This window comes from Streptomyces sp. NPDC004542, from assembly GCF_040610035.1.
Lineage (GTDB): Bacteria > Actinomycetota > Actinomycetes > Streptomycetales > Streptomycetaceae > Streptomyces.
Genome location: NZ_JBEXLP010000020.1, coordinates 57,745 through 81,763, shown reverse-complemented (window position 1 = coordinate 81,763; position 24,019 = coordinate 57,745). Strand labels below are relative to the sequence as shown.

The 24,019-nt window shown below is 71.8% G+C and carries 19 protein-coding genes, 1 pseudogene and 1 riboswitch; of the genes and pseudogenes, 15 read left to right on the top strand and 5 right to left on the bottom strand.

Annotated features, from left to right (window positions below):
- Window positions 1-327: 327 nt before the first annotated feature.
- The 4 genes from ABZX30_RS14550 to ABZX30_RS14535 all read left to right on the top strand — a co-directional run bounded on the left by ABZX30_RS14550 (window position 328) and on the right by ABZX30_RS14535 (window position 5,240).
- Window positions 328-1,740 carry a pitrilysin family protein gene (locus ABZX30_RS14550; RefSeq protein WP_355933191.1) on the top strand — a complete coding sequence of 471 codons (1,413 nt, stop codon included), beginning with the start codon at window positions 328-330 and terminating at the stop codon, window positions 1,738-1,740.
- Window positions 1,737-3,125, top strand: a complete 1,389-nt coding sequence (locus ABZX30_RS14545; RefSeq protein ID WP_355933188.1) for a pitrilysin family protein — start codon at window positions 1,737-1,739, stop codon at window positions 3,123-3,125. Before ABZX30_RS14550 ends, ABZX30_RS14545 begins: the two co-directional genes overlap by 4 nt.
- Before the next feature lie 253 nt (window positions 3,126-3,378).
- Window positions 3,379-3,540, top strand: a riboswitch (cyclic di-AMP (ydaO/yuaA leader).
- A gap of 13 nt (window positions 3,541-3,553) precedes the next feature.
- Window positions 3,554-4,324 (top strand): M23 family metallopeptidase, encoded by a 771-nt coding sequence (locus tag ABZX30_RS14540; RefSeq protein WP_355933185.1) that lies wholly within the window; start codon window positions 3,554-3,556, stop codon window positions 4,322-4,324.
- A gap of 220 nt (window positions 4,325-4,544) precedes the next feature.
- Window positions 4,545-5,240, top strand: a complete 696-nt coding sequence (locus ABZX30_RS14535; RefSeq protein WP_355933182.1) for a GntR family transcriptional regulator — start codon at window positions 4,545-4,547, stop codon at window positions 5,238-5,240.
- A gap of 148 nt (window positions 5,241-5,388) precedes the next feature.
- On the opposite strand, the gene ABZX30_RS14530 is transcribed toward ABZX30_RS14535, so the two are convergent.
- The gene (locus tag ABZX30_RS14530; protein WP_030235221.1) at window positions 5,389-5,670 is read right to left on the bottom strand and encodes an HPr family phosphocarrier protein; all 282 of its coding nucleotides are present in this window, start codon (window positions 5,668-5,670) and stop codon (window positions 5,389-5,391) included.
- Between the two features lie 173 nt (window positions 5,671-5,843).
- On the opposite strand from ABZX30_RS14530, the gene ABZX30_RS14525 reads away from it, so the two are divergent.
- The 8 genes and pseudogenes from ABZX30_RS14525 to ABZX30_RS14490 all read left to right on the top strand — a co-directional run.
- A complete protein-coding gene (locus ABZX30_RS14525; RefSeq protein ID WP_355933179.1) occupies window positions 5,844-8,684 on the top strand; it encodes a GNAT family N-acetyltransferase in 2,841 nt (946 codons plus the stop codon).
- A gap of 72 nt (window positions 8,685-8,756) precedes the next feature.
- Window positions 8,757-9,344, top strand: coding sequence for a DUF5998 family protein (locus tag ABZX30_RS14520; protein WP_355933176.1), 588 nt, complete (start codon window positions 8,757-8,759; stop codon window positions 9,342-9,344).
- On the top strand, window positions 9,344-10,546 hold the full coding sequence (locus ABZX30_RS14515) for a nucleotide pyrophosphatase/phosphodiesterase family protein (RefSeq protein WP_355933174.1): 1,203 nt from the start codon (window positions 9,344-9,346) through the stop codon (window positions 10,544-10,546). The genes ABZX30_RS14520 and ABZX30_RS14515 overlap by 1 nt, the downstream gene beginning before the upstream one ends.
- 70 nt (window positions 10,547-10,616) lie before the next feature.
- On the top strand, window positions 10,617-11,267 hold the full coding sequence (locus ABZX30_RS14510; protein ID WP_355933171.1) for a thymidine kinase: 651 nt from the start codon (window positions 10,617-10,619) through the stop codon (window positions 11,265-11,267).
- Window positions 11,268-11,567: 300 nt separating this feature from the next.
- Complete coding sequence (locus tag ABZX30_RS14505) at window positions 11,568-15,686, top strand: CHAT domain-containing protein (RefSeq protein WP_355933169.1); 4,119 nt, start codon at window positions 11,568-11,570, stop codon at window positions 15,684-15,686.
- Complete coding sequence (locus tag ABZX30_RS14500; protein ID WP_355933167.1) at window positions 15,683-16,204, top strand: hypothetical protein; 522 nt, start codon at window positions 15,683-15,685, stop codon at window positions 16,202-16,204. The genes ABZX30_RS14505 and ABZX30_RS14500 overlap by 4 nt, the downstream gene beginning before the upstream one ends.
- A gap of 4 nt (window positions 16,205-16,208) precedes the next feature.
- Window positions 16,209-17,153: a hypothetical protein gene (locus ABZX30_RS14495; RefSeq protein WP_355933164.1), complete on the top strand. Its 945-nt coding sequence runs from the start codon at window positions 16,209-16,211 to the stop codon at window positions 17,151-17,153.
- An 86-nt stretch (window positions 17,154-17,239) separates the two neighbouring features.
- Window positions 17,240-17,572, top strand: a pseudogene (locus ABZX30_RS14490) (type I restriction enzyme endonuclease domain-containing protein); the annotation flags it as partial.
- A gap of 105 nt (window positions 17,573-17,677) precedes the next feature.
- Here the strand turns inward: ABZX30_RS14490 and ABZX30_RS14485 are convergent.
- Complete coding sequence (locus tag ABZX30_RS14485; protein ID WP_355933163.1) at window positions 17,678-17,893, bottom strand: DUF397 domain-containing protein; 216 nt, start codon at window positions 17,891-17,893, stop codon at window positions 17,678-17,680.
- Complete coding sequence (locus ABZX30_RS14480; RefSeq protein WP_355933161.1) at window positions 17,890-18,831, bottom strand: helix-turn-helix transcriptional regulator; 942 nt, start codon at window positions 18,829-18,831, stop codon at window positions 17,890-17,892. Before ABZX30_RS14480 ends, ABZX30_RS14485 begins: the two co-directional genes overlap by 4 nt.
- A gap of 149 nt (window positions 18,832-18,980) precedes the next feature.
- Here ABZX30_RS14480 and ABZX30_RS14475 point away from each other — a divergent pair, with 149 nt between their 5' ends.
- A complete protein-coding gene (locus tag ABZX30_RS14475) occupies window positions 18,981-19,547 on the top strand; it encodes an ATP-binding protein (RefSeq protein ID WP_355933158.1) in 567 nt (188 codons plus the stop codon).
- Window positions 19,548-19,866: 319 nt separating this feature from the next.
- Window positions 19,867-20,919, top strand: coding sequence for a hypothetical protein (locus ABZX30_RS14470; protein WP_355933155.1), 1,053 nt, complete (start codon window positions 19,867-19,869; stop codon window positions 20,917-20,919).
- Between the two features lie 22 nt (window positions 20,920-20,941).
- Here ABZX30_RS14470 and ABZX30_RS14465 read toward each other — a convergent pair whose 3' ends face one another.
- On the bottom strand, window positions 20,942-21,760 hold the full coding sequence (locus ABZX30_RS14465; protein ID WP_355933153.1) for a VOC family protein: 819 nt from the start codon (window positions 21,758-21,760) through the stop codon (window positions 20,942-20,944).
- A gap of 252 nt (window positions 21,761-22,012) precedes the next feature.
- Between ABZX30_RS14465 and ABZX30_RS14460 the strand changes: the two genes are divergently transcribed.
- Complete coding sequence (locus ABZX30_RS14460; protein WP_355933152.1) at window positions 22,013-22,864, top strand: sulfurtransferase; 852 nt, start codon at window positions 22,013-22,015, stop codon at window positions 22,862-22,864.
- Between the two features lie 87 nt (window positions 22,865-22,951).
- On the opposite strand, the gene sepH is transcribed toward ABZX30_RS14460, so the two are convergent.
- On the bottom strand, window positions 22,952-23,977 hold the full coding sequence (gene sepH / locus ABZX30_RS14455; protein ID WP_355933150.1) for a septation protein SepH: 1,026 nt from the start codon (window positions 23,975-23,977) through the stop codon (window positions 22,952-22,954).
- Window positions 23,978-24,019: the final 42 nt, after the last annotated feature.

Sequence of the window (24,019 nt, the reverse complement as noted above, 5' to 3'; positions counted from 1 at the left end):
GTCGCTCGCCTACGGGTCGCTCACCCTGCGGCTCGCTCGTGCTGAAGCGATTGACGGGATCTGACGCGGACCATTGTGGACCGCGGCACTGACAGCGCGGGCCGTGACCCGGCGCCGGCGGTCCGGCCCGGCGCCGAGGGGTGCCGCGCGAGCCGGGGCCCGTGCGACGGGCCCGGTCCCGCGGTGGGGCTGACCGCAGGCTACGCGATCCGCTGTGGGCGTACGTCCCGCGGGAACTTCGCCCGGGATGCACACGCTTGCATACAGTGGCAGGACCGGCAGGAAGACCGCGGTTTCACGACCGCCTCCGCGAGCGAAGGGACGTACATGCCCATGGGTCACACGACCACGGCCGAGGCAGGCTCCGGGGGCCTGACAGCGACCGAGCACCGGCTGGCCAACGGTCTGCGCGTGGTGCTTTCCGAGGACCACCTGACCCCCGTCGCGGCGGTCTGCCTCTGGTACGACGTCGGCTCGCGCCACGAAGTCAAGGGACGTACCGGCCTGGCTCACCTTTTCGAGCACCTGATGTTCCAGGGCTCCGGGCAGGTCAAGGGCAACGGCCACTTCGAGCTGGTGCAGGGCGCGGGCGGTTCGCTCAACGGCACCACCAGCTTCGAGCGCACCAACTACTTCGAGACCATGCCCGCCCACCAGCTGGAGCTCGCCCTCTGGCTGGAGGCCGACCGCATGGGCTCGCTGCTGGCCGCCCTCGACGACGAGTCCATGGAGAACCAGCGGGACGTCGTCAAGAACGAGCGCCGGCAGCGCTACGACAACGTCCCGTACGGCACCGCCTTCGAGCGCCTGACCGCCCTGGCCTACCCGGACGGCCACCCGTACCACCACACGCCGATCGGCTCCATGGCGGACCTGGACGCGGCGACGCTGGAGGACGCGCGCGCGTTCTTCCGCACCTACTACGCGCCGAACAACGCCGTCCTCTCCGTCGTCGGCGACATCGACCCCCAGCAGACCCTCGCCTGGGTCGAGAAGTACTTCGGCTCGATCCCCGCCCACGACGGCAAGCCCGAGCCGCGCGACGGCTCGCTGCCGGACACCATCGGCGAGCAGCTGCGCGAGGTCGTCGTGGAGGAGGTCCCGGCGCGCGCCCTGATGGCCGCCTACCGGCTCCCGCACGACGGCACGCGCGCGGCCGACGCGGCCGACCTGGCGCTCACCGTCCTCGGCGGCGGCGAGTCCTCCCGCCTCTACAACCGGCTGGTACGGCGGGACCGCACCGCGGTCACGGCCGGGTTCGGCCTGCTGCGGCTGGCGGGGGCGCCCTCCCTGGGGTGGCTGGACGTGAAGACCTCCGGCGACGTCGAGGTGCCGGTCATCGAGAGCGCGATCGACGAGGAGCTCGCCCGCTTCGCCGAGGAGGGGCCCACGCCCGAGGAGATGGAGCGCGCCCAGGCCCAGTTGGAGCGCGAATGGCTGGACCGGCTCGGCACGGTCGCGGGCCGTGCCGACGAACTCTGCCGGTACGCGGTCCTGTTCGGTGACCCGCAGCTCGCCCTCACCGCCGTCCAGCGCGTCCTGGAGGTGACCCCCGAGGAGGTCCAGGAGGTCGCCAAGGCCCGGCTGCGCCCCGACAACCGGGCGGTGCTCGTCTACGAGCCCATCTCCGCGGAGGCCGCCGAGCGGACCGAGGACGTGGACGTGCCCGAGGACCCCGAGGCCGAGGCCACCGTGGAGACGGGCTCCGACCGGAACGACAACGAGGAGGCGGCCAAGTGAGCGAGCTCGCCGCGATGGATTTCCACCCGCAGCCCCAGGCGGGCGAGGCCAGGCCGTGGGCGTTCCCGGCCCCCGAGCGCGGCGCGCTCGACAACGGCCTGACCGTGCTGCGCTGCCACCGCCCCGGCCAGCAGGTCGTCGCCGTCGAGGTGCTCCTGGACGCGCCCCTGGACGCCGAGCCGACCGGCCTGGACGGCGTCGCCACGATCATGGCGCGGGCCTTCTCCGAGGGCACCGACAAGCACTCGGCGGAGGAGTTCGCCGCCGAGCTGGAGCGTGCGGGCGCCACCCTCGACGCGCACGCCGACCACCCCGGCGTCCGCCTCAGCCTGGAGGTCCCGGCCTCTCGCCTGGCCAAGGGGCTCGGACTGCTGGCCGACGCCCTCAGGGCGCCCGCGTTCGCCGACGGCGAGGTCGAGCGGCTGGTGCGCAACCGCCTCGACGAGATCCCGCACGAGCTGGCCAACCCCTCCCGCCGTGCCGCCAAGGAGCTGTCCCGGCAGCTCTTCCCGGCCACCGCCCGCATGTCCCGGCCCCGCCAGGGCACCGAGGACACCGTCGCGAAGATCGACTCGGCGGCGGTCCGCGCCTTCTACGAGCGGCACGTGCGGCCCGCCACCGCCACCGCCGTCGTGGTCGGCGACCTCACCGGCGTCGACCTCGACGAACTGCTCGGCGAGACGCTGGGCGCGTGGAGCGGCTCCGCGGCCCAGCCGCGCCCGGTCCCGCCGGTGAGCGCCGACGACACCGGACGCGTCGTCATCGTCGACCGGCCCGGCGCCGTCCAGACCCAGCTGCTGATCGGCCGGGTCGGCCCCGACCGGCACGACCGGGTCTGGCCCGCCCAGGTGCTCGGCACCTACTGCCTCGGCGGCACCCTCACCTCCCGCCTGGACCGTGTCCTGCGCGAGGAGAAGGGCTACACCTACGGCGTCCGCGCGTTCGGGCAGGTCCTCAGGTCCGGGCCCGAGGGCAACGGCGCCTCGATGCTGGCCATCAGCGGCTCCGTGGACACCCCGAACACCGGTCCCGCCCTGGCGGACCTGTGGACGGTGCTGCGCACGCTCGCCGCGGAGGGGCTCACCGACGCCGAGCGCGACGTGGCCGTGCAGAACCTCGTCGGGGTGGCGCCGCTGAAGTACGAGACGGCGGCGGCCGTGGCGAGCACGCTGGCCGACCAGGTGGAGCAGCACCTGCCGGACGACTTCCAGGCGACGCTGTACCGGCAGCTCGCCGCGACCGGCACGGTGGAGGCCACCGCGGCGGTCGTCAACGCCTTCCCGGTGGACCGCCTGGTGACGGTCCTGGTCGGGGACGCGGCGCAGATCAAGGAGCCGGTCGAGGCCCTCGGCGTCGGCGAGGTCTCCGTCGTGCCGGCCGACTAGCCGGGCTACACCGGGCGACCGGGCCACAGCGGCACGCGCGCGGGGCCCAGGTGACGACGGCTCACCTGGGCCCCACGGCGTTCCCCCGGGTTCACCCCCCATGTCCCCGGCCGGATGTCCGGATTGAGGCGGAGGCTGCCCGTCTGCCCTGTGGCGTGCGCTACAAAAACCCTGTTCCGTTTGAGGATCGAAAGTCGCGGCCCTTAGCGTCATCCGGGCTGTCCGTCAGGCACCGCGCCGCACCCGCGGCACCGGACAGCCATCGCCGAGTCCCCGTACGGCGCGAGCCAGGGGAGCCGGGGACCCATCGTCCCCTGGGGTGAATCGGGCGCCCGCGCACACCGCGAGGGGGTCCGTAGGAGACCTTCCTGCTCCGAACCCGTCAGCTAACCCGGTAGGCGAGAAGGAAGGAAAGGACCAGCCACTTCATGGCGTTCACCCGCGCCTCCGGGAAGCACCGCCGTCCCGGCCGCATGCACCGCACCACCGTCCGCGCGGCGGGCGTCGCGGCCCTTGCCACCACCGGCGCCGTCGGCACCCTCGCCGCCCCGGCGCTCGCCGCGGAGCCCGTGCCCGCGCCCGAGCAGACGGCCCTCACCCCGGTCATCACCATCAGTGAGTCGGTCCCCCAGCAGATCGACGCCCAGGCAGCCGCCCAGAAGGAGGCCGCCGACCTGAAGGCGGCCGAGGAAGCGGCGCGGAAGAAGGCCGCCGAGCAGGCGCGCGAGGCGAAGGAGCGGGCCCGCGAGGCCAAGGAGCGGGCGGCCCGCGAGGCCGAGCGCAAGCGGCTCAACGCCTTCGTCATGCCGGTCACCGGCTCCTACGTCTCCACCGGCTACGAGGCCAGCAGCTCCCTGTGGTCCTCCGGCTCGCACACCGGCATCGACTTCCACGCCGCGAGCGGCACCGCCGTCCACGCGGTCGGTTCCGGCACGGTGGTGTCCACCGGCTGGGGCGGGGCGTACGGCAACCAGATCGTGATCAGGATGGCCGACGGCATGTACACCCAGTACGGCCACCTGTCGTCCATCGGCGTCTCGGTGGGCCAGCGGGTCACCCCGGGCCAGCAGATCGGCCTGTCCGGCGCGACCGGCAACGTCACCGGGCCGCACCTCCACTTCGAGGCCCGCACCACCCCCGAGTACGGCTCCGACGTCGACCCCGTCGCCTACCTCCGCAAGCACGGCATGAACGTCTGACGAAAGCCCGCGCCCACCCCCTCCCGAAGCCCCGGTCCGAACCGGGGCTTTCGTGGTTTCCGCGCGTCCTCTCACCCCGATCCCGCTGTCCCGCCATCCCGCTGTCCAAAAAATATCCATGGATTCCGACCCGCCGTCGGAAATTCCCGCCCGCTGGAATAGAGTCACGGAAAGAGCGTCCAGCGGCGACGTTTCTCGCGGATTAAGGCGGAGGTCGGTCATGCGTATTCCGGCGCACTCGGTATGCACGGCGATCCGGGACGACATCGTGGCCGGTGTCCACGAGCGCGGCAGCCGCCTGACGGAGGAACTCCTCGCCCGCCGCTACGGCGTCTCCCGCGTCCCCGTCCGCGAGGCCCTGCGCACCCTGGAGGCCGAGGGCTTCGTGGTGACCCGGCGGCACGCGGGCGCGTGCGTCGCCGAGCCGACCGAGCAGGAGGCGGCCGACCTGCTGGAGATGCGCCTGCTGATGGAGCCGCTCGGCGCCGCCCGGGCCGCCCAGCGCCGCACCGAGGCCCACCTCAAGGTGCTGCGGGGCCTGGTGCGGCTGGGTCAGGAGCGGGCCCGCCGGGGCAACAGCGACGACCTGCGTTCCCTGGGCGGCTGGTTCCACGAGACGCTCACCCAGGCCTGTGGCAGCCATGCGCTGATCTCCGTGCTGACCCAGCTGCGGCACAAGATCGCCTGGATGTACGCGGTGGAGGCGCCCGCCGACCCGGTGGAGGTCTGGGCCGAGCACGGCGCCATCGTGGACGCGGTGGCGCGCGGCGACGGCGAGCGCGCCAGGGCGGTCACGGCGCTGCACACCGAGCGCGGGGCGGCCGCGCACCGGCTGCGTTTCACCGGCGGCGCCGAGCGTACGGAACGTGTGAGGACTTCGCAACAAGCCGTAAACATGCCGAGCCTGCGGCATTAACACGGGCGCCGTATACAAAGAGGAGCAATTCGATGGCGGGGTATTTTCCCTGCCTGAATTCGTCGCGCCGCCGGAATTCCCGGTAAAACGGCGGAGCCGCGCCGCCCGAAAGGGGCGACGCGGCTCCGCCGTTCTGTGCGGTGTGCGCTCAGACGGTCTCGGGCAGCTCCTCGAGTCCCTCGGAGACCAGCTTCGCCAGCCGGTCCAGGGCGGCGTCCGCGCCCTCGGCGTCGGAGGCGAGGACGATCTCCTCGCCGCCCTGGGCGCCGAGGCCGAGGACGGCCAGCATGGAGGCCGCGTTGACCGGAGTGCCGCCGGCCTTGGCGATCGTCACCGGCACGCCTGCGGCAGTGGCGGCTCGGACGAAGATGGAGGCGGGGCGGGCGTGGAGGCCCTCGGCCCAGCCGACGTTGACGCGGCGCTCAGCCATGTGTTGCTGCCCTTCGGTTCTCAGGTTGTCTAGACCAGTTTTTCATATCGTGAAGCATCCCCGGACGGTCCTCGTGTCCCGTCCGGGTGTGCCGTCGGATCGCGGCCTCGATCCGACGTCGCCCTACAGACTGCCTCGCGCCGTTGTCGGACGCGAGCCGTACTCTGGGGCCCATGCAGACCCCGGCGGACCGGCACGACCGGCGCGAGTACCCCGCCCACTGGGAGGCGGACGTGGTGCTGCGCGACGGCGGTACCGCGCGCATCCGGCCCATCACCGTGGATGACGCCGACCGGCTGGTCAGCTTCTACGAACAGGTCTCGGACGAGTCGAAGTACTACCGCTTCTTCGCGCCCTACCCGCGCCTGTCCGCCAAGGACGTCCACCGCTTCACGCACCACGACTTTGTGGACCGGGTGGGACTCGCGGCCACGGTCGGCGGCGAGTTCATCGCCACCGTACGCTATGACCGCATCGGTGCCGACGGCATGCCCGCCTCGGCGCCCTCCGACGAGGCCGAGGTCGCCTTCCTGGTGCAGGACGCCCACCAGGGCCGCGGGGTCGCCTCCGCCCTCCTCGAACACATCGCCGCGGTCGCGCGCGAGCGGGGCATCCGCCGCTTCGCCGCCGAGGTCCTTCCCGCCAACACCAAGATGATCAAGGTGTTCACGGACGCCGGGTACACCCAGAAGCGCAGCTTCGAAGACGGCGTCGTACGCCTGGAGTTCGACCTCGAACCCACCGACCGCTCGCTCGCCGTCCAGCGCGCGCGGGAGCAGCGCGCCGAGGCTCGGTCGGTACGGCGGCTGCTGGTGCCGAGGTCCGTCGCGGTGGTCGGCGTCGGCCGCGCGCCCGGGGGCGTGGGGCGCGGTGTCCTCGGCAACATCAGGGACGCCGGCTTCACCGGAGGCCTGTACGCCGTCAACAAGGCCTTCCCCGCGGAACTGAAGGAGGTCGACGGGGTGCCCGCGCACCGGTCGGTGCGGGAGATCGCCGGCCCCGTGGACCTGGCCGTCGTGGCCGTGCCCGCCGAGCACGTGCCCGAGGTGGTCGCCGAGTGCGGCGAGCACGGTGTGCAGGGACTCGTCGTGCTCTCCGCCGGCTACGCGGAGGCCGGGCCCGACGGGCGCGAGCGACAGCGCGCACTCGTGCGGCAGGCGCGCACGTACGGCATGCGGATCGTCGGGCCGAACGCCTTCGGGATCATCAACACCTCCGACGAGGTGCGGCTCAACGCCTCCCTGGCCCCCGAGATGCCCCGCCCCGGCCGTATCGGGCTGTTCGCCCAGTCCGGTGCCATCGGCATCGCCCTGCTGTCCCGGCTGCACCGGCGCGGGGGAGGGGTCACCGGCGTCACGGGCGTCTCCACCTTCGTGTCGTCCGGCAACAGGGCGGACGTCTCCGGCAACGACGTCCTGCAGTACTGGTACGACGATCCGGACACCGATGTCGTCCTCATGTACCTGGAATCCATCGGCAACCCCCACAAGTTCACCCGGCTCGCCCGGCGGACCGCCGCGGCGAAGCCGCTCGTCGTGGTGCAGGGCGCCGGGTCCGCGCCGCAGGGACACGCGGTACGGGCCACGCGGTTGCCGCACGCCACGGTGTCCGCGCTGCTCCGGCAGGCCGGGGTGATCCGGGTGGACACGATCACCGAGCTGGTCGACGCGGGCCTGCTGCTCGCCCGGCAGCCGCTGCCCGCCGGGCCCCGGGTGGCGATCCTGGGGAACTCGGAGTCGCTGGGGCTGCTGACCTACGACCAGTGCCTCGCGGAGGGGCTGCGGCCGATGCGGCCCCTGGACCTGACGACCGGGGCGTCGGCGGAGGACTTCCACGCCGCGTTGTCCCGGGCGCTGGCCGACGACACCTGCGACGCGGTGGTGGTGACCGCGATACCGGCGATAGGCGAGGCGTCGCCCGGGGACGCGGAGCTGGCGGAGGCGCTGCGGTCGGCGGCCGCCGGGGTGCCGGGCAAGCCGGTGCTCGTCGTCCACGTGGAGCTCGGCGGGCTGGCGCAGGCGCTGTCCGCCGCGGCGGGCACGGCACCGGCCTCGCCCGGGGGAGGGGACCCGCACCGCCCGGTGGAACGACTGCCCGGCATCGCGGCGGCCGTGGACAGGCCGGCCGGTGCCGCCCCCGCGGCCACCGGCTCCCGGCTCATCCCCGCCTACCCCGCCGCCGAGCGGGCCGTGCGAGCTCTCGGCGAGGCCGTGAAGTACGCGCAGTGGCGCAGGGAGGCCGCCGACCCGGGGAAGGTGCCCGAGTACGAGGACATCGACGAGAAGGGAGCCGCCCGGCTGATCGGCGGGATGCTCGCGCGCGGGCAGGGCCTGACGCTCGGCACCGAGGAGACCTGCGAGCTGCTCGGCAAGTACGGCATCCAGGTGCACCGCGCGCTGCCCGCCCCCACCCCGGACGCCGCCGCCGGGGCCGCCCGCACCCTCGGCTACCCCGTGGCGCTCAAGGCGACCGCCCCGCACCTGCGGCACCGTGCCGACCTGGGCGGCGTACGCCTCGACCTCGCGGACGAGGAGCAGCTGCGGCGGGCGTACGCCGAGTTGACCGAGCTGTTCGGCCGGCCCGAGGAACTGCGACCGGTGGTGCAGAGCATGGCGCCGCGCGGCGTCGACACGGTCGTACGGGCCGTGATCGACCCGGCGGCCGGCGCGGTGCTCTCCTTCGGGCTCGCCGGAGCCGCCTCGCAGCTGCTCGGCGACATGGCGCACCGGCTGGTCCCGGTGACCGACCGGGAGGCGACCTCCCTGGTGCGGTCGATCCGGACGGCCCCGCTGCTGTTCGGCTGGCGCGGCTCCACCCCCGTGGACACCCCGGCCCTGGAGGAGCTGCTGCTGCGCGTGTCCCGTCTGGTCGACGACCACCCCGAGGTCGTCGCGGTCACCATGGAGCCCGTCGTGGTCGCCCCGCGGGGCCTGAGCGTCCTCAGCGCCTCCGTGCGCCTCGCGCCCCCGCCGGCCCGCGACGACCTCGGCCCGCGCACCCTGCCGGTCTACTGAGCCCGCCGGACCCGGCCCCGCCGCCCTGTGACCGGACCGGACCGCCCCTGCCCACGGATTAGGATGGACGCCATGGCCAAGACCAGTACGACGTCCCAGGGGCTGCGCGCGGCGATCGAGCGCAGCGGCTACTACCCGGCCCTCGTGGCCGAGGCGGTGGAGGCCGCTGTGGGCGGCGAGCCCATCCGGTCGTACCTGGTCCACCAGGAGACCACGTTCGACCAGAACGAAGTGCGGCGGCACGTCACCGTGCTGGTGCTCACCGGCAACCGGTTCATCGTCAGCCACACCGACGAGCAGGCCGCCGACAGCACTTCTCCCACGCCGTACGCCACGACGTCCACGGAGTCGGTGAAGCTCGGCAGGATCTCGTCGGTCGTGGTCAGCCGCGTGGTCGCCAATCCGGAGCAGTACACCCCGGGCACCCTGCCCCGCGAGATCGTGCTGACCATCGGCTGGGGCGCCGTCTCCCGCATCGACCTGGAGCCCGCCGCCTGCGGCGACCCCAACTGCGAGGCCGACCACGGCTACACCGGCAACTCCACGGCCGACGACCTCAGCCTGCGCGTCAGCGAGGCCGGGGACGGCCCGGAGACGGTGCGCCAGGCGCTCGTCTTCGCGCAGGCCATCTCCGAGGCGACCGCGGACGTCACCCGCTGATGTCCCAGTCCGCAGCCGCAGCCTGGGACCACCCGGAACCGCTCTCCCCCGACTCGGCACCGCTGCCCGAGTACGGCACCGGGTCGCTCGCCGACCTGCTGCCCACCCTCGCCGCCGGGATGGCCGTACCCGGCATGACCGCCGCGATCACGGAGCTGACCCCGGCGGACCGCAACTGCGTCTTCCTGATCGACGGCCTCGGCTGGGAGCAGATCAAGGCCCATCCCGACGAGGCCCCGTTCCTGACCTCGCTGCTCGGCAGCTCGCGCGGCGGCACGGGCCGCCCGCTCACCGCCGGCTACCCGGCGACCACCGCGACCTCCCTGGCCTCCGTCGGCACCGGCCTGCCGCCGGGCGCGCACGGCCTGCCCGGCTACGCGGTCCGCAACCCGGCGACCGGCGAGCTGATGAACCAGCTCCGCTGGAACCCGTGGACACCGCCCGACCGGTGGCAGCCGTACCCGACCGTCTTCCAGCTCGCCCAGGAAGCGGGCGTGCACGCCGCCCAGGTGTCCTCCCCGACCTTCGAGAACACCCCGCTGACCAAGGTCGCGCTCAGCGGCGGAACGTTCCTCGGGCGGCTGAGCGGCGAGGAGCGGATGGACCTCGCCGCCGAGCAACTGGCGGCCGGCGACCGCTCCCTGGTGTACACGTACTACGCCGAACTGGACGGGGCCGGGCACCGCTACGGCATGGCGTCCGACACCTGGCGCGGCCAGCTGATGCACGTCGACCGGCTGGCCCAGCGCCTGGCCGAGCAACTGCCCCCGCGCAGCGCGCTCTACGTCACCGCCGACCACGGCATGGTCGACATCCCGTTCGACGAGGAACACCGCATCGACTTCGACGAGGACTGGGAACTGCGCGCCGGGGTCGCCCTGCTGGGCGGCGAGGGACGGGCCCGCCACGTGTACGCGGTACCGGGCGCCGAGAACGACGTCCTGACCGTCTGGCGCGAGGTGCTCGGCGAGCGGTTCTGGGTGGCCTCCCGGGACGAGGCGGTCGCGGCCGGCTGGTTCGGGAAGCCCGGTGAGTGCGAGGACCGCGTGTACCCGCGCATCGGGGACGTGGTCGCGGCCGCGCACGACGACGTGCTGCTGATCGCCTCCGAGCGGGAGCGGAAGGAGTCGTCGATGGCCGGCAACCACGGTTCCATGACCCCCGCCGAGCAGTTCGTCCCCCTGCTCGAAGTACGCTCCTGAAGCCCCCGCCGCCCCGCACCCCGCCGACCCGCACGTCCCGCCGCCTCCGCCGAAAGGTGCTCACCTCCCCATGCCCGAGTTGGTGTTCTTCTCCGGAACCATGGACTGCGGGAAGTCGACCCTGGCTCTCCAGATCGAGCACAACCGCTCCGCGCGCGGCCTGGCCGGCATGATCTTCACCCGCGACGACCGGGCCGGCGAGGGCAAGCTCTCCTCCCGCCTGGGCCTGGTCACCGACGCGGTCGAGGTCGAGGACGGGCAGGACCTGTACGCCCACCTCGTCGAGCACCTCTCGCAGGGCGGCCGCGCGGACTACGTGATCGCGGACGAGGCGCAGTTCCTGGCGCCGGAGCAGATAGACCAGCTGGCCCGCGTCGTCGACGACCTGGGCCTGGACGTGTACGCCTTCGGCATCACCACCGACTTCCGCTCCAAGCTGTTCCCCGGCTCGCAGCGGCTGGTGGAGCTCGCCGACCGGATCGAGGTGCTCCAGGTCGAGGCGCTGTGCTGGTGCGGCAACCGGGCCACCCACAACGCCCGCACGGAGGGCGGTGTGATGGTGGTCGAGGGCGCCCAGGTGGTCGTCGGCGACGTCAACCGGTCCGCGGACGAGATCGGTTACGAGGTGCTCTGCCGCCGGCACCACCGCCGCCGCATGACGGCGGCGACGGCCCGCGCGGGCGCGCTCTCGCCGGACGTCCTGCCGGTGGTCTCTGACTGAGGGGTGTCCGGCCGAACGGGGCACGGTTCACTGTGCCGTGGTCTGCGGAGCCTGTCCCCGCGTGCACCGGTACTCCGTTCGCGGAGGCTTGCTGACCGTCATCACGGCGGTGCGTCCACCGAAGAACCGTACGACTTGAAGACCGGTGCCTCCCCTCCGTCCTTCCGCGTTTGGCCTCCGGCACGGCCGAAGGCGGGCTGGATGACGAAGACTTCCGGCCTCTGCGCCGTCAATCCCGGTCGGCTCTTTCGCCGGGCTGCGCTCCCGCCGACAATGAATCACCGGCTCACGGGGGAGACGATGGCCAGCTACAGCATTCCGTACGCATTCGCGTGTCCGCACTGCGGAGCTCACAACTCGACGACGAGCTGGGTCACCGTCGACATCGGCGAGCGCCCCGACCTGGCGCAGCGGATCCGAGCCGGTGACATCCCCGGCCATACCGTGTGCACAGGCTGCGAGTCCACGCTGGACCTCGGCCATCCCCTGCTGGTCGGACGACCGGGCGGCCGGCCCGAACTGCTGCTGGTCCCGGGCCGGAACATGCCGCCCGACAAGCAGCGGGAGTACGTCGAGGCGGCCATGCCCCTGCTCGCCAGGGGCTGGACCGGGCACACGCCGTTGTCCCCTCTCGACGACAACATCCTCCCGATCGCTGCGGACGTCCTTCCGTACGCTTGCTACCGTGACATCGAAGAGGATCTGCGCAAGCGGTCCGCCGGTGAGCTGACGGCGTACGAACCGAACCAGTCGCGGTATCACTTCTGGCTCGACGAGACCGCACGCGCGCGCTGGCAGGTGAGGGTCAAGGCCCCGACCGAGCGCCTCTTGGCGGCGCGTACCTTCGACGACATCGTGCGCCTCGTCCGCCAGACGCCTGAGCTGCTCGACCCGAAAGTGGATGAGCTGCTGGGCGAATTGCTCTCGGTGATGATGCGGGAGTACTCGCCCGGGGAGGTCGTGACCGTCACCCATCGCCGCCATGTCCTGCGTCGCTGTCGTCGGCTCGGTCCGGAACAGGCCCTGAGCCGCACGATCAGCGGTCCCGAGGTCCTCGTGGGTGCCTTACGGCTGATGCCCACCGTCGGGGAGGCTGTGGTGCACTTCGGCGTCGGCACACCTCCGCGACGTGAACGAGAACTCTCCGCCGAGGAGGAGTGCGACCTCCTCGAAGCCGCACTGTTCCAGATGACCCCCCAGGAGGCCGAGCTCGGCGTGGCGTCCCGATGGGGTGAGACGTTGACTCTGCGCGAGGAACTGCGGCTGCACCTCGCGGAGCGCCTGTGCGCATCCCCCTCGGCCTCCGATCTCTGGTACGCCGTCTGGCTGTACGGCCTCATGGACCGCCGGCGCGCCGGCGGCCCGGCGATGTGGGCGTTCACCCGCTACCGCATCGGCACGACCACCGCCCGGCTGCACGAACTCGCTGAACCAGGTTGTGCGGCCAGGGCATTGGCCGCATTCGACGACGCCCTCGCCGCGGTCACGCCCCAGGCGCAGTCCACGTTGTGGGCGGCGACCGTCCGCGCGCTGGCGGACTTCACCGCCACCTGCTTCGAGGACCTGCCCGCACCCGACCCGCACCGCATCAGCGGCCTGCTCGCCACGGCCGTCGAGACACGCGGCAGTGACGTCGACCTTGTGCTCGCGCTCTGCCACATCGGCGTCGTCCATACCGACCACCACAGTCCCCGAGCCGACATCGACTTCGTGATGCGCACGCTGACCAACCTGCTTGAAGGCGCCACCGAGGCCGGGCGCCTCGGGGCGGCCGCCCGCTGCCGCTTCCTGCTCGGCAAGGCTTTGACCAGGCGAGCTCAGGTTTTCGGTACCTACCTGGACCTCCGTGGTGCGAAACGGGAACTCACCGCCGCGGTCGAGCTGTACCGGCAGACGAAGGCCTTCGACGAGTTCGTGACGGCAACCCTGGCCCTGGCCCACCTCGCTGTGGACGATCAGGCGCGGGACCAGACCGTGATGGCGCTGGTCCATGAGGCCCGCGACCACGCCAGGAAAGCCGGCATGCGCCGTAGGTGGGCCAAGCTGACGCATTACCTCGCCCGCCTCCTCCTGCTCGACGGCGACGGCGACCAGTACGCCGACGCTCAGGAGGCGCTGTCCCTGATCTCGCTGGCAGAACGCACCTTGACCAGAGAGGATTCACCTGCCGCCTGGGCCGCGCTGCAGATCGATCGCTCCGTCGCCGCCGAGAGAGGGTGGTTGCGCAAGGATCCGCGTCACCGCGCCGTCGTGGAGGAGTCCTTCGCATCGTTCGCCGCGGCGACAGCCGTCCTCGACTGCCGCCGTCACCGCGCCGAGTGGGCGCGGCTGCTCACCGCGCGGGCGTCGTCGTATCTGGTCCTCGCGCGCATGTCCGAGGAAGAGGGCGGTTCCTTTGCCGCCCGCAAGGCCGTGCGGGTACTGAAGGAGGCCGCCGGTCTGCTCACCGGTCCGGGCGACCGGCGGGCCTGGGGACGGATCCAGTGCCTGCTCGCCGAAGCACTGTTCCTGGTGCGCGAGTACGAAGCCGGCCACAGCGCGCTGAGCAGAGCGTCGACGGTCTGGAGTCCTGCGGGGCCCGATCCGTCAGCTCATGGGATGGTGATCCTCCTCAAGGCGGAGGCGCACGCCGCGGAAGGAGACCATGACACCGCCCTCACCGAATACGCCGCGGCATCGGCGTCGTTCAGGTCGTTGGGCACGAATCGGCAGAAGCGGCGCGCCGCGGCCGGTCTGGGCCGCCTGCTGGTAAGGCTGGGCCGGTTCGAGGAGGCCGTACCGGAACTGACGGCGGCCCTTGAGGCACTGTATCGAGAGGCAGCCGCCATCACGTTGCCTCACGTGCGCGAGCGCGTTCTCGGCGAGTACGGCTGGATCGCCGCCGTCGCGGCCGAAGCGCTGGTCGCTCTCGACCGCCTCTCCGAAGCCGTGGAGGTGCTCGAAAGTCTTCGTGCCCGTCTGTTGCGGGACGCAGTGGACCGCCATCCACATCGGTACGCCTCCCTGTCGCGGGAGCGGCCGGACAGCTACGAGGCGTTCAGCAAGGCCGCGCGCTGGCTCACCCAGCTCGAAGGACTCGCCGCACAACTGACCGCGAAACCGGCCGAATTCCAGGATGACGCTTATCATGCCGAGGCCGAGGGAAACCTTCGTGACGCGTTGCGGAAGGCGGGGCAGGAGTACGCCACAGCTCGCGCCGCACTCCTGAGGGGGAAGGAGCCTGCTGTCCGCAGCGGTCTCGCAGCCGGCGTATCCAGCGCGCAGCACCCGCTGGTCTACCTCTTCGCCACCGGTTCCGGCTGTACGGCGTTGATCGTGGCCGGAGACCGTATCGAGAGTGTCAAGACCGCGGCACCCACCGACACGGAACTGCCTGCGCTGTTGTACGGCGACGACTCCACCGGCGGCATTGTCGCCTTGCGTCCGGGGACGACGGCTGCGAGGCGAGAATTACGGGCCTGCCTCGACCGCCTCGCCGGGATCAGCGGCCTGGTCTCGGCGGTGCTGCGGGATGTCGGCGCGACCGAACTCACGATCATCGCCTGTGGACTGCTGACCGCCCTGCCCTTGCACGCCGCAGGCGCCGACGGCCACGGCCTGCTCGATGAATTCACGGTCTCTCATTCGCCGTCCGCCGCGACGCTGCTGGCGGCTCGGCAGGCGGCCCGCAGCCGACGTGCCGAACCGAAGGCGATGTATGTGGTGGACAGGCACGAGGGCCCGCCCTTCGCACCGGTGGAAGTCATGAACATCGCAAACACGCTGCCAGGAGAGGTGATCGTCGGTGAAGGACGAATCAGCTCGGGCCACCTGCTCGGCAGGCTGAGGGATCGCACGCATATCCATTTCGCCTGTCATGGTCAGTCCACCTTGAACCACCCGATGTACTCGCACATCAGGCTCTCCGCCGAGAGTGAGCTGACCCTCATCGAGCTCGCGCTGGCCACGAGCCTGGACGGCGAGCAGGCACCGCTGCGGGACACCCGCCTCGTGGTCTGTTCCAGTTGCCAGTCGGCTGTCCTCGCCGGCACCCACGCACCTGAGGAGGTGATCGGCCTGCCCGCCGGCTTCCTCGCCGTGGGCGTGCCCGCCTACATCGGAACCCTCTGGCCCGTACCGGACGTGGCCGCTTATCTGGTCATGAGCCGTTTCTACGCCCGGCTCCTTCCGCAGGAGCCGGAGGTACGCCCGCTGCCGGCCGCCGCGGCCCTGCGCCAGGCTCAGCTGTGGCTGCGCGATCTGACCGGGCGTGATCTGCTCGACTTCCTCGACGGCCGCGCACTCCCGGTCGACATCGGTACGCAGTTGGTCGAGTTCGCCCGCCGTTACCAGGACCGTAAGCTCTACGAGGATCCGGCCAACTGGGCCGGTTACGTCCTCGTGGGAGCGCATGAGGCCGAGATCTGGACCCCGTCATGACCGAAGAGACCCTCGCCGAACGCGACCTCGAGCCATACACGACCGTGCTCCTGCACGCGCGTGTCAAGGACGTGCCCGACACCCGTCACTGGCTCGTGCTGACCGGTGAAGACGGACAGCCACGCGCGGTCGTCCCGCCCGACGGGCTGGACGGACAGCGGCCCGAGGCCGAGCTGTCCGCACTCACCGACGTGCTCACCGGGTTCGTGAAGGCGCATCCGACCACGACCGTCACCCACGCACTGAACACCGGCGCTTTCAGGACCCTCGACCCCGATACACCCGTCATTCTCTGCGACGAACGCGGTGTCGTGGGCGTGTGGGCCGGATTCGATCTCGCCGACGCGATTCTGCGCGGGCCCGCACGGGGTGTCGGCGACACAGGACTTCCCGGGCGGATCGACGTCCCGGTTGTCACCCGCCTGTGCCGTGTGTGCGGGTCGGCCATGACCTTCGCCGAGAAGCCGGCCGGTTCGGTCGCATGCACAGGCCGTCCGCCGCACGACTTCGGGTGGTGACGGGGTGTTCCTGCCGGTGCTGGCGAAATCCGTGGATCTGCTGGACCGTAGATTCCTCCAGGGACTGCTCATGCCGAGCCTGGTGTTCTGGGCGGGGATCTTCGCGCTCGTCACAGGCGAGTTGGGGTGGGCCGAGGTCGGTGGGTGGTGGAACGCGCTCGATACGCTCCGGCGTGTCCTGTTCGGGCTCGGTGCCGCGCTCGGACTGGTCTTCTTCGCGGTGCTGCTCGCGGGCTGTGTGCCGACGCTGACCCGTTTGCTGGAGGGTTACTGGCCGCAGTGGCTCAGCGCCCGCGGTGTGCGGCGGCAGTTGCGGCGGTGGGGCCGGCTCGACCCCTTCGACCCCGGGGATTTCATGCGGCGGCACCGTGAGTTCCCGTACTCGGCGGAGAAGTTCATGCCCACCCGTTTCGGGAACGTGTTGCGCGCGGCCGAGACGTACCCGGGCGATGAGGAACGCTACGGTGCCGACGCGGTGTTCTATTGGCCGCGGCTGTATCTCGTGATGCCCGAGGAGTCCCGCTCCGAGGTCCGCGACGCCCGCACGGCCCTCGACCAGGCCGTGGTGATCTCGGCGCTGTCAGCGCTGTTCGCCATTGTGGCGGTGGTGGGAACGGCGTTCACCCGAAACACGGCGCTCTGGTTCGGCGGAGCGGCGCTGCTGGCAGCGGGCTTGAGCCACCTGGCCTACCGTGTGGCCGTGGGCGCGGCCGCGGTCTTCGGCGATCTCGTGCGCTCCTGCTTCGACGTGCACCGGCACGAACTCCTGGCCAGCATGGGCTTCTCCCGTCCGGTATCCCTCGTGGAGGAGCGCGCTCTGTGGCTCGCCGTGAGCCAGCAGCTCTACCGACGGCTGGCTGACCGGCCCGAGCTGCTCCGGTTCGACGCAGCTGCCGAAGGCCGTGATCCCGGAGCCCGGAGGGAACCCGAACCCGGTGGTGACGCGTGACCGTGTCACATGACCATGGTGGCGAACCCGTCTGGCCGGTCTCTCCCTCTCGCCGTACCGAATCCGGGACGGCCGGCAGGTGGTCGATGTTTCAGCACAAGGACTTTGGCCCACAAATCGAACATAATCGAACGGCATGTGGTCTGCAGGGCGACCCGCCCCTGAACTGGCGCGAACTCGCCTTCTACGACGCCGTCGCCGACCACGGCACAGCGCGCTCCCTGATGGGCGACGAGGTCCTGGCGGGCATCGCCCGCGAACTCGTCACCGAGGTCCGCCGCCAGCTCAAGCCCGACTGGATAGCCCGCGAGTCCGTCCGCGCCCGCCTGCGCAGCACCATCAAGCGCCTCCTGGCCCGCAACAACTACCCGCCGGACCAGCAGAAGGAGGCCATCGACCTGGTCCTCCGCCAGATGGAGCACTTCGCCAACGAGTGGTCCCGTGAACGGGGTCCCGGAGAACTGAACGCGAAAGCCCTGCCGACCGAGACCCAGGCCGGCAGGGCTCTCAAGACCGTACGAGCGTCAGACGCGCGCCTCCGACGAGGCCAGCCCGACGAACCCCGCCCACGCGTCACGCGGCACCGTGAGCACTGGCCCGGCGGCGGCCTTCGAGTCACGGATGTGCACAGCAGCCGAACCGGCTGCGACCTCTACACACTGACCGCCCTCGGTTCCGCTGTAGCTGCTCTTAAACCAGGCAAGGCCGGATGCGGCGGTTGAGGACTCAGCGTTGTTCATAGCGCTCCCAGCAACCCTTCGATGAACTTCGTCGACTCTCGCGGACTGAGAGCCTGTGATCGGATAATCCCATAGCGCGCAGCCGCGAGAGCCGTCTGTTCCGGGTCGGTCTCAAGAGAGCTGGTCGTGTGTGTCTCTGTGTAGACGAACTTCTTGCCGTCCTTCCTGGTGACAACCGTGAACGGTCCATTCACGCCTGCGTTTTCCTCACACTCGGTCGGCATGACCTGGATCTCGACGTTCTGCTTCTGACCGGCGAGGAGAATGAGCTCCAACTGTCCCCGCAGCACGTCCGTGCCGCCGTACCGATGCCGCAACACCGCCTCGTTCACTACGAAGCTCAACAGTGGAGCGGACCTGCGGTCGAAGATGTCCTGCCGGGCCAGCCGGGCAGTCACCCGCTGCTCGACCGTTTCCGAGTCCAATGGCGGACGCCGCATCGCGAGCAGCGCCCTCATGTACTCCTCGGTCTGGAGCAGCCCGTTGACGACATGGGTGTCGTACATAAGCAGCTCAAGGCACTCCTTCTCCAGCACCGCCATCCCCTGAAAGAACACCGGATACTGAGCCCGTTCCACCTGCTCCTTCCACAGGCACAGCAACCCGTCCGCCCTCAGCACCTCGTCCGCCCGCTCGATCGTCCGGGGTGACGGGATCCGCCGTCCCTGCTCGAACGACGCGATCGTGGACGCCGAGTACCCGAGCCGTCTGCCGAGCTCCTCGCGTTCCATGCCCTCCCGGAGCCGCAGGGTCTTCATGGTCTGCCCGAACGCGACGACGACACCGCGCCCCGCCTCGTCCTCCGGCCGCCGCCCGGCCCCGTCGTCGTTCTCCCATCCGTCCCCGAGACTCACCACCGCCACTCCCGCGCCGTCGCCGTTCCAGCGTTCCCCGGAAGCCGCCTCGGACCCCGCCGCCGCACCCTCGCGCTCAGCCATCTCACCACCGCCTCTTGGAGCCCAACGCCCCAGCACGGGACGCCGTAACGGCGCGCAGCTCCGACTCGTGCGTACAGTGCGCGTACATCCAGCCCCTGTCACTGCGTCACCACTGGTCACGCTACGCGACCAACGGGACGGTGAGGTCCATGACGACGAAACCCATCAATCCCGCCAATCCCACCGACACCACCCAACCCACCGCCCCCTCCACCCCCGTGAAGGCGCCCCCGCCGCCACACCGCCGCACCTTCGAGATGCGCTTCACCTCCACACCTCGCGGGGCCCGGCTCGCCCGCCGTCTCGCGGCCGTCCGCCTGGACGGGTGGGGCATCCCGTACGGCACCGACGCGCATGACGCGATCGTGCTGATCGTCGCCGAGCTGAGCGCGAACGCCGTACAGCACGGTCATGTCCCCGGCCGGGACTTCCACCTCCGCCTCCAAGCCGCCCCCGACGGCCGCACCGTACGCGTCGAGGTCACCGACACCCGCACCGAACGCCACCCCCGCCGCCCCACCGTCCCGAAGGGCGTCCCCAAAACGGAGGAAGCCGGCCGTGGGCTGCTCCTCGTATCGCAGCTCGCGACCCGCTGGGACTGGCACCCGCGCCCGGACGGTCCCGGCAAGACGGTCTGGGCCGAGTACGCGTTCCCGGCCCGGGTCTCAGCGGCGAACCGGCGAGGCGAGAGGGCGAGCCGACTGATCGCTCACTGATCACGAGGCGGGCGAACAGGGTCTCTCCCCACCTCGCAGTGATCACTTCGTGCCATCAACTGCCGTGATAACTGCGGTTATCACAGACAAGACGTCAAGCAAGACCCGACCACTCCTACGGTTCAGTCCGTCGACAGGCGCCCCAGCGGTCCGCCCGCTCCCCAGGTGCCTGTCGGTGCTCGCCCCTTCCACATCAGTACGGGAATCACGGGAGACACCTCATGGACGACGCGACGGAACAGACCCCCGACAACGCGCTGCCGCTGCCCGAGCTCGTCGCGGCCCGTGGCGCAACCTGCACCACGACGAACCCACCCGCGTGGAGGCCAAGCTGATGGTGGAGGGCGACCCTTCGCCGGGCACCCTCACCCGCACTTGGACCGGCGACGCGTTCACCGGCTCCGAGGCCGTGCTCAAGCGGCCGGGACACGGCACCGTGCCGCTGGAGCAGGCCGGCTGGGAGCAGGCGACGCGGAACCATCGGCCGTTCCTGTCGTACGCCGACCTGGGCAACATGATCAACGGCAAGCCGTCCCAGATGTACGACAGCATCGCCGGCATCCTCGGGCTGGAGTACCTCAACGCGGCCTCGCGGCGGCTGACGGAGCAGCGGAAGGAACTCGAAGCCGTCGAGAAGGCCGAGAAGGAGAAGAAGCCGCTCCTGCTCGCGGCCCTGGAGGCGGTCGAGCACGACGACCGCGCGCTCAGGGCCCTCGTGGCGGTGGAGGAGAGGGGTGGTCCGGACTACGGCACGCTCGACGCCCTGATCGCCGGCGTGCCGATGGCCGACGAGGGCCGCCGGCGGGAGGCGCGTCTGGAGGCCGACGCCAAAGGTCCCGACCTCGACCGGGTCGGCGCGGCCGTCGACGCCCTGCAGCGCGCCGTGGCCGACGCCGACGACCTGAAGGGATCCGCGGCCGCGGACGCCCTCGGCAGGGCCGAACTGCTCCAGGCGGCCCTCGCGCACAGCGACCGGCACGCCGACGACACGGCCTGCCCGGTGTGCGGCACCGAGCAGGTCCTCGACCGGGCGTGGGCCGCCCGCAGGCCGCGGCTGACCGTGCTGTGTCGATCGTGGAGGACCTGGCTCCCGGGCTCCCCGACGGCGTCGACGTCGAGACCGACGTCACCCGGTATGAGACATTCACCGTTGTCGACTGTGGTCAGAAACTGGAGAAGACCGGCTGTCCCCGAAGCGGCGCATCGATCGACACCGAGTGGTGGGCTGACGTACTCCAAGCCCACCGCGACGATGGCTCCGTCATGTCCGTCGTCACCGCCTCCCTGCCCCAACGCCCGCGCGACCGGAACCGTTACGACGGGCAGCGCCTACAGGCAGGTACACCGCGCGTACAGCGACTCCCTGTCGTAGCGCCACGCGACCCGGGCGCGGCTCAGCGCGGAACCTGGACCACCGCGAACGGCGCGCCCTCCGGGTCCGTCACCGTGGCCACCCGGCCGTGCGCGGTGTCGTGGGCCGGTTCCAGGACCCGGCCGCCCAGCTCGGCCACCCGCCGCAGCGTGGCGTCCGCGTCGTCGACCTGGAAGTACGTCAGCCAGTGCGAGCCCCGGTCCCGGGGCAGGGCGTGACCGACCCCGTGGATGCCGGCGACCGGACCGTCCGCCAGGCGCAGGGTCACGTAGTCGGAGCCGGAGTCCGCGGCGGCCTCCGGCTCCGGGTCGTCCTTGTAGCCGAAGACCGCCGTGTAGAACGTGCGGACGCTCGCGGTCTCGAAGGTCAGCAGCTCGTTCCAGGCCGGCGTGCCGTGCACGCCGGTGGCGGCCGTGCCGGGGTGCCCCGGCGTTCCCTGCCAGACGCCGAACACGGCCCCCGAGGTGTCGGAGCCGAGGACGAGCCGTCCCTCGTCGGCGGCGTCCAGGGGGCCCACTCCCACGGTGCCGCCGCACAGCCGTACCGTTTCGGCCGTCAGTCCCACGTCGTCCGAGGCGAAGTACGGCGTCCAGGCGGTGGGCAGGTCCAGGTCCGGGTCCAGCTCGCCGATCCCCGCCACCCGGCGCCCGCCGAGCACGGCCCGCACGTACGGGCCCAGCTGCTGGGGGCCGGGCTCGAACTCCCAGCCGAAGAGCTCCCCGTAGAACTCCTCGGTCGTGGTCAGCCCGTGCACCATGAGACTCACCCAGCAGGGTGTGCCGGGCGCGCGCCGACCGTGCGTGCCGCCGTTCGGGCCGGCCGACCCCCGTGCCTCGGTCATCGTCACTCTCTCCCCGGCCCCTCTCGGCGGCCGTGTCGCTTCCGCTTCCCGCATCCACGTGCACAGACCGCGCGCCCGCCCCGTGCCGGGGCCCGCCCCGTGCGCGGCCCCCCGGCCACGGCGGCGCCGCCAGGCGATCATCGGATGCACAGCAGGTGCCCGGTCCCGTACGCGTGGTGATCGAGGCTGTCCGGCCGAGCAGAGTAGTCGGACCTGGACGACGCGGCCACCCCTGACGTATGGATGGACGCCATGAAAGCCATCATCACCGCAACGGAACTCGCGCACGGCTTGACCGGGGCCCATCCGCCCCTGCTGCTGGACGTCCGCTGGCAGCTCGGCGTGGCCAAGGCGGCGGGGGCGCCGGCCTTCGACGGGCGGGCCGAGTACGCGGCCGGGCACCTGCCCGGCGCCGTCTTCGTCGACCTGGACGCGGAACTGGCCTCGGCGCCGGGGGAGCGCGGCCGTCATCCGCTGCCCGGTCTGGCCGAGTTCGGCGCCGCGATGCGCCGGGCGGGTGTGTCGTCGGCCCGGCCGGTGGTCGTGTACGACGGCGGCCAGGGCTGGGCGGCCGCGCGTGCGTGGTGGCTGCTGCGCTGGACGGGTCACCCGGACGTGCGGGTCCTCGACGGCGGGTTGCCGGCCTGGGAGGGCCCGCTCTCGACGGACGTACCCGCCCCGGCCGAGGGCGACTTCGAGCCGGTGCCGGGCGCCGCGGGACTCCTCGACGCGGACGCCGCCGCCGCGCTCGCCCGCTCCGGCGTACTGCTCGACGCCCGGGCGGCGGAGCGGTACCGGGGGGACGTGGAACCCATCGACCGGGTGGGCGGGCACATCCCGGGTGCCGTGTCCGCGCCGACGACCGAGAACGTGACGGCGGACGGCCGGTTCCTGCCCGCCGGGGAACTGCGGGCGCGTTTCGAGAAGCTCGGCGTGTCGGAGGGCGCCGAGGTCGGTGTCTACTGCGGTTCCGGTGTCTCCGGGGCCCACGAGGTCCTGGCTCTCGCGGTCGCGGGCATCCCGGCGGCGCTGTACGTGGGCTCCTGGTCGGAGTGGTCCGCGGACCCGTCCCGGCCGGTGGCGACGGGGCCCGAGCCGCAGTGACGGAGAACGGAGGGGGCTTCCGTCGCGGAAGCCCCCTCCGGGCGCACGGCCGTACGATCCGTCGCTCGTGTTGCTCCTGCTGCCCTGCTATTCCTGCTTCTTGCGCCGGGTACCGAACACGATCTCGTCCCAGCTGGGCACGGCGGCCCGGCGTCCGGGGCGGACCCCGTCGGCCTCGGCCTGGCGGTCGGTGGCGCCGACCAGGCGGTCGCGGTGGCTGCCGACCGAGCGGGGCATGAGGACATCGGCGTAGGCGGAACCGGCCGAGGCCGCCGGGGCGGGGGGCTCCTCCGCCTCGGGTTCGGTGTCCGGGGGCTCCTCGGCGGAGTCCGCGGGCCGCTCCGGGACCACCAGGTCTCCCCGGAAGCTGGGCACCGCCTCCAGCAGGCTGGTCAGCGAGTCACGCTCGCCCGTGCCCTCCTCGGAGGGGTCGGGGGCCGGCGGCAGGCCGGGCCGTTCCAGGGCGCGGTCCAGCGGGCGGTCGCGCGGCAGCCGGGCGATGCGCGGCACGAAGGGGAAGCTCGGCTCGGGCGCGCCGAGGTCGTCGGACTCCCCGATCAGGGAGCGCGCCTCGTCGTCGACGGCCTGGACGAGCCGCCGGGGCGGATCGTACGTCCAGCTCGCCGAGTGCGGCTCGCCCGCGACCCGGTAGACCAGCATGACCTCCCAGGTGCCGTCGTCGCGGCGCCAGGAGTCCCACTGCACGGTGTCCTTCTCGGCGCCGCGCAGCAGCAGGCGCTCCTGGACGGCCTCGCCGAGCAGCGGACCGGAGTTCTCGCCGGGCCGGCGGACCGGGGTCTTGCGGGCCCGCTCGGCCATGAAGGCGCGCTCGGCCAGGACCGGGCCCTCGAAGCGCCGCACCCGGTCCACGGGGATGCCGGCGAGCTGCGCGACCTCTTCCGCCGTCGCGCCCGCACGTATCCGCGCCTGGATGTCACGGGGGCGCAGATGGCTCTCGACCTCGATCTCGATCTGGCCGAGGCGGGGCCGGTCGCCGCGTACGGCGGCGCGCAGCCGTTCGTCGATCGGAAGCGTGTACTCCGTTGCGTCGGCAGCCTTCAGCACCAGCCGTGTGCCGTCATTCGAGACGGCCACGACACGCAGTTCGGGCATGGGGACCTCCCGGGTGGTGCCTGCCGACGTCACGTGCGTCGC

Excerpts from the sequence above, each read along its gene's own strand:
- ABZX30_RS14460 (WP_355933152.1), top strand. The coding sequence starts at position 22,013 with ATGAAAGCCATCATCACCGCAACGGAACTCGCGCACGGCTTGACCGGG.
- ABZX30_RS14525 (WP_355933179.1), top strand. The coding sequence starts at position 5,844 with ATGCAGACCCCGGCGGACCGGCACGACCGGCGCGAGTACCCCGCCCAC.
- ABZX30_RS14485 (WP_355933163.1), bottom strand. The coding sequence starts at position 17,893 with ATGAACAACGCTGAGTCCTCAACCGCCGCATCCGGCCTTGCCTGGTTT.
- ABZX30_RS14535 (WP_355933182.1), top strand. The coding sequence starts at position 4,545 with ATGCGTATTCCGGCGCACTCGGTATGCACGGCGATCCGGGACGACATC.
- ABZX30_RS14475 (WP_355933158.1), top strand. The coding sequence starts at position 18,981 with ATGACGACGAAACCCATCAATCCCGCCAATCCCACCGACACCACCCAA.
- sepH (WP_355933150.1), bottom strand. The coding sequence starts at position 23,977 with ATGCCCGAACTGCGTGTCGTGGCCGTCTCGAATGACGGCACACGGCTG.
- ABZX30_RS14520 (WP_355933176.1), top strand. The coding sequence starts at position 8,757 with ATGGCCAAGACCAGTACGACGTCCCAGGGGCTGCGCGCGGCGATCGAG.
- ABZX30_RS14465 (WP_355933153.1), bottom strand. The coding sequence starts at position 21,760 with ATGACCGAGGCACGGGGGTCGGCCGGCCCGAACGGCGGCACGCACGGT.
- ABZX30_RS14500 (WP_355933167.1), top strand. The coding sequence starts at position 15,683 with ATGACCGAAGAGACCCTCGCCGAACGCGACCTCGAGCCATACACGACC.
- ABZX30_RS14480 (WP_355933161.1), bottom strand. The coding sequence starts at position 18,831 with ATGGCTGAGCGCGAGGGTGCGGCGGCGGGGTCCGAGGCGGCTTCCGGG.
- ABZX30_RS14550 (WP_355933191.1), top strand. The coding sequence starts at position 328 with ATGCCCATGGGTCACACGACCACGGCCGAGGCAGGCTCCGGGGGCCTG.
- ABZX30_RS14515 (WP_355933174.1), top strand. The coding sequence starts at position 9,344 with ATGTCCCAGTCCGCAGCCGCAGCCTGGGACCACCCGGAACCGCTCTCC.
- ABZX30_RS14540 (WP_355933185.1), top strand. The coding sequence starts at position 3,554 with ATGGCGTTCACCCGCGCCTCCGGGAAGCACCGCCGTCCCGGCCGCATG.
- ABZX30_RS14530 (WP_030235221.1), bottom strand. The coding sequence starts at position 5,670 with ATGGCTGAGCGCCGCGTCAACGTCGGCTGGGCCGAGGGCCTCCACGCC.
- ABZX30_RS14505 (WP_355933169.1), top strand. The coding sequence starts at position 11,568 with ATGGCCAGCTACAGCATTCCGTACGCATTCGCGTGTCCGCACTGCGGA.
- ABZX30_RS14510 (WP_355933171.1), top strand. The coding sequence starts at position 10,617 with ATGCCCGAGTTGGTGTTCTTCTCCGGAACCATGGACTGCGGGAAGTCG.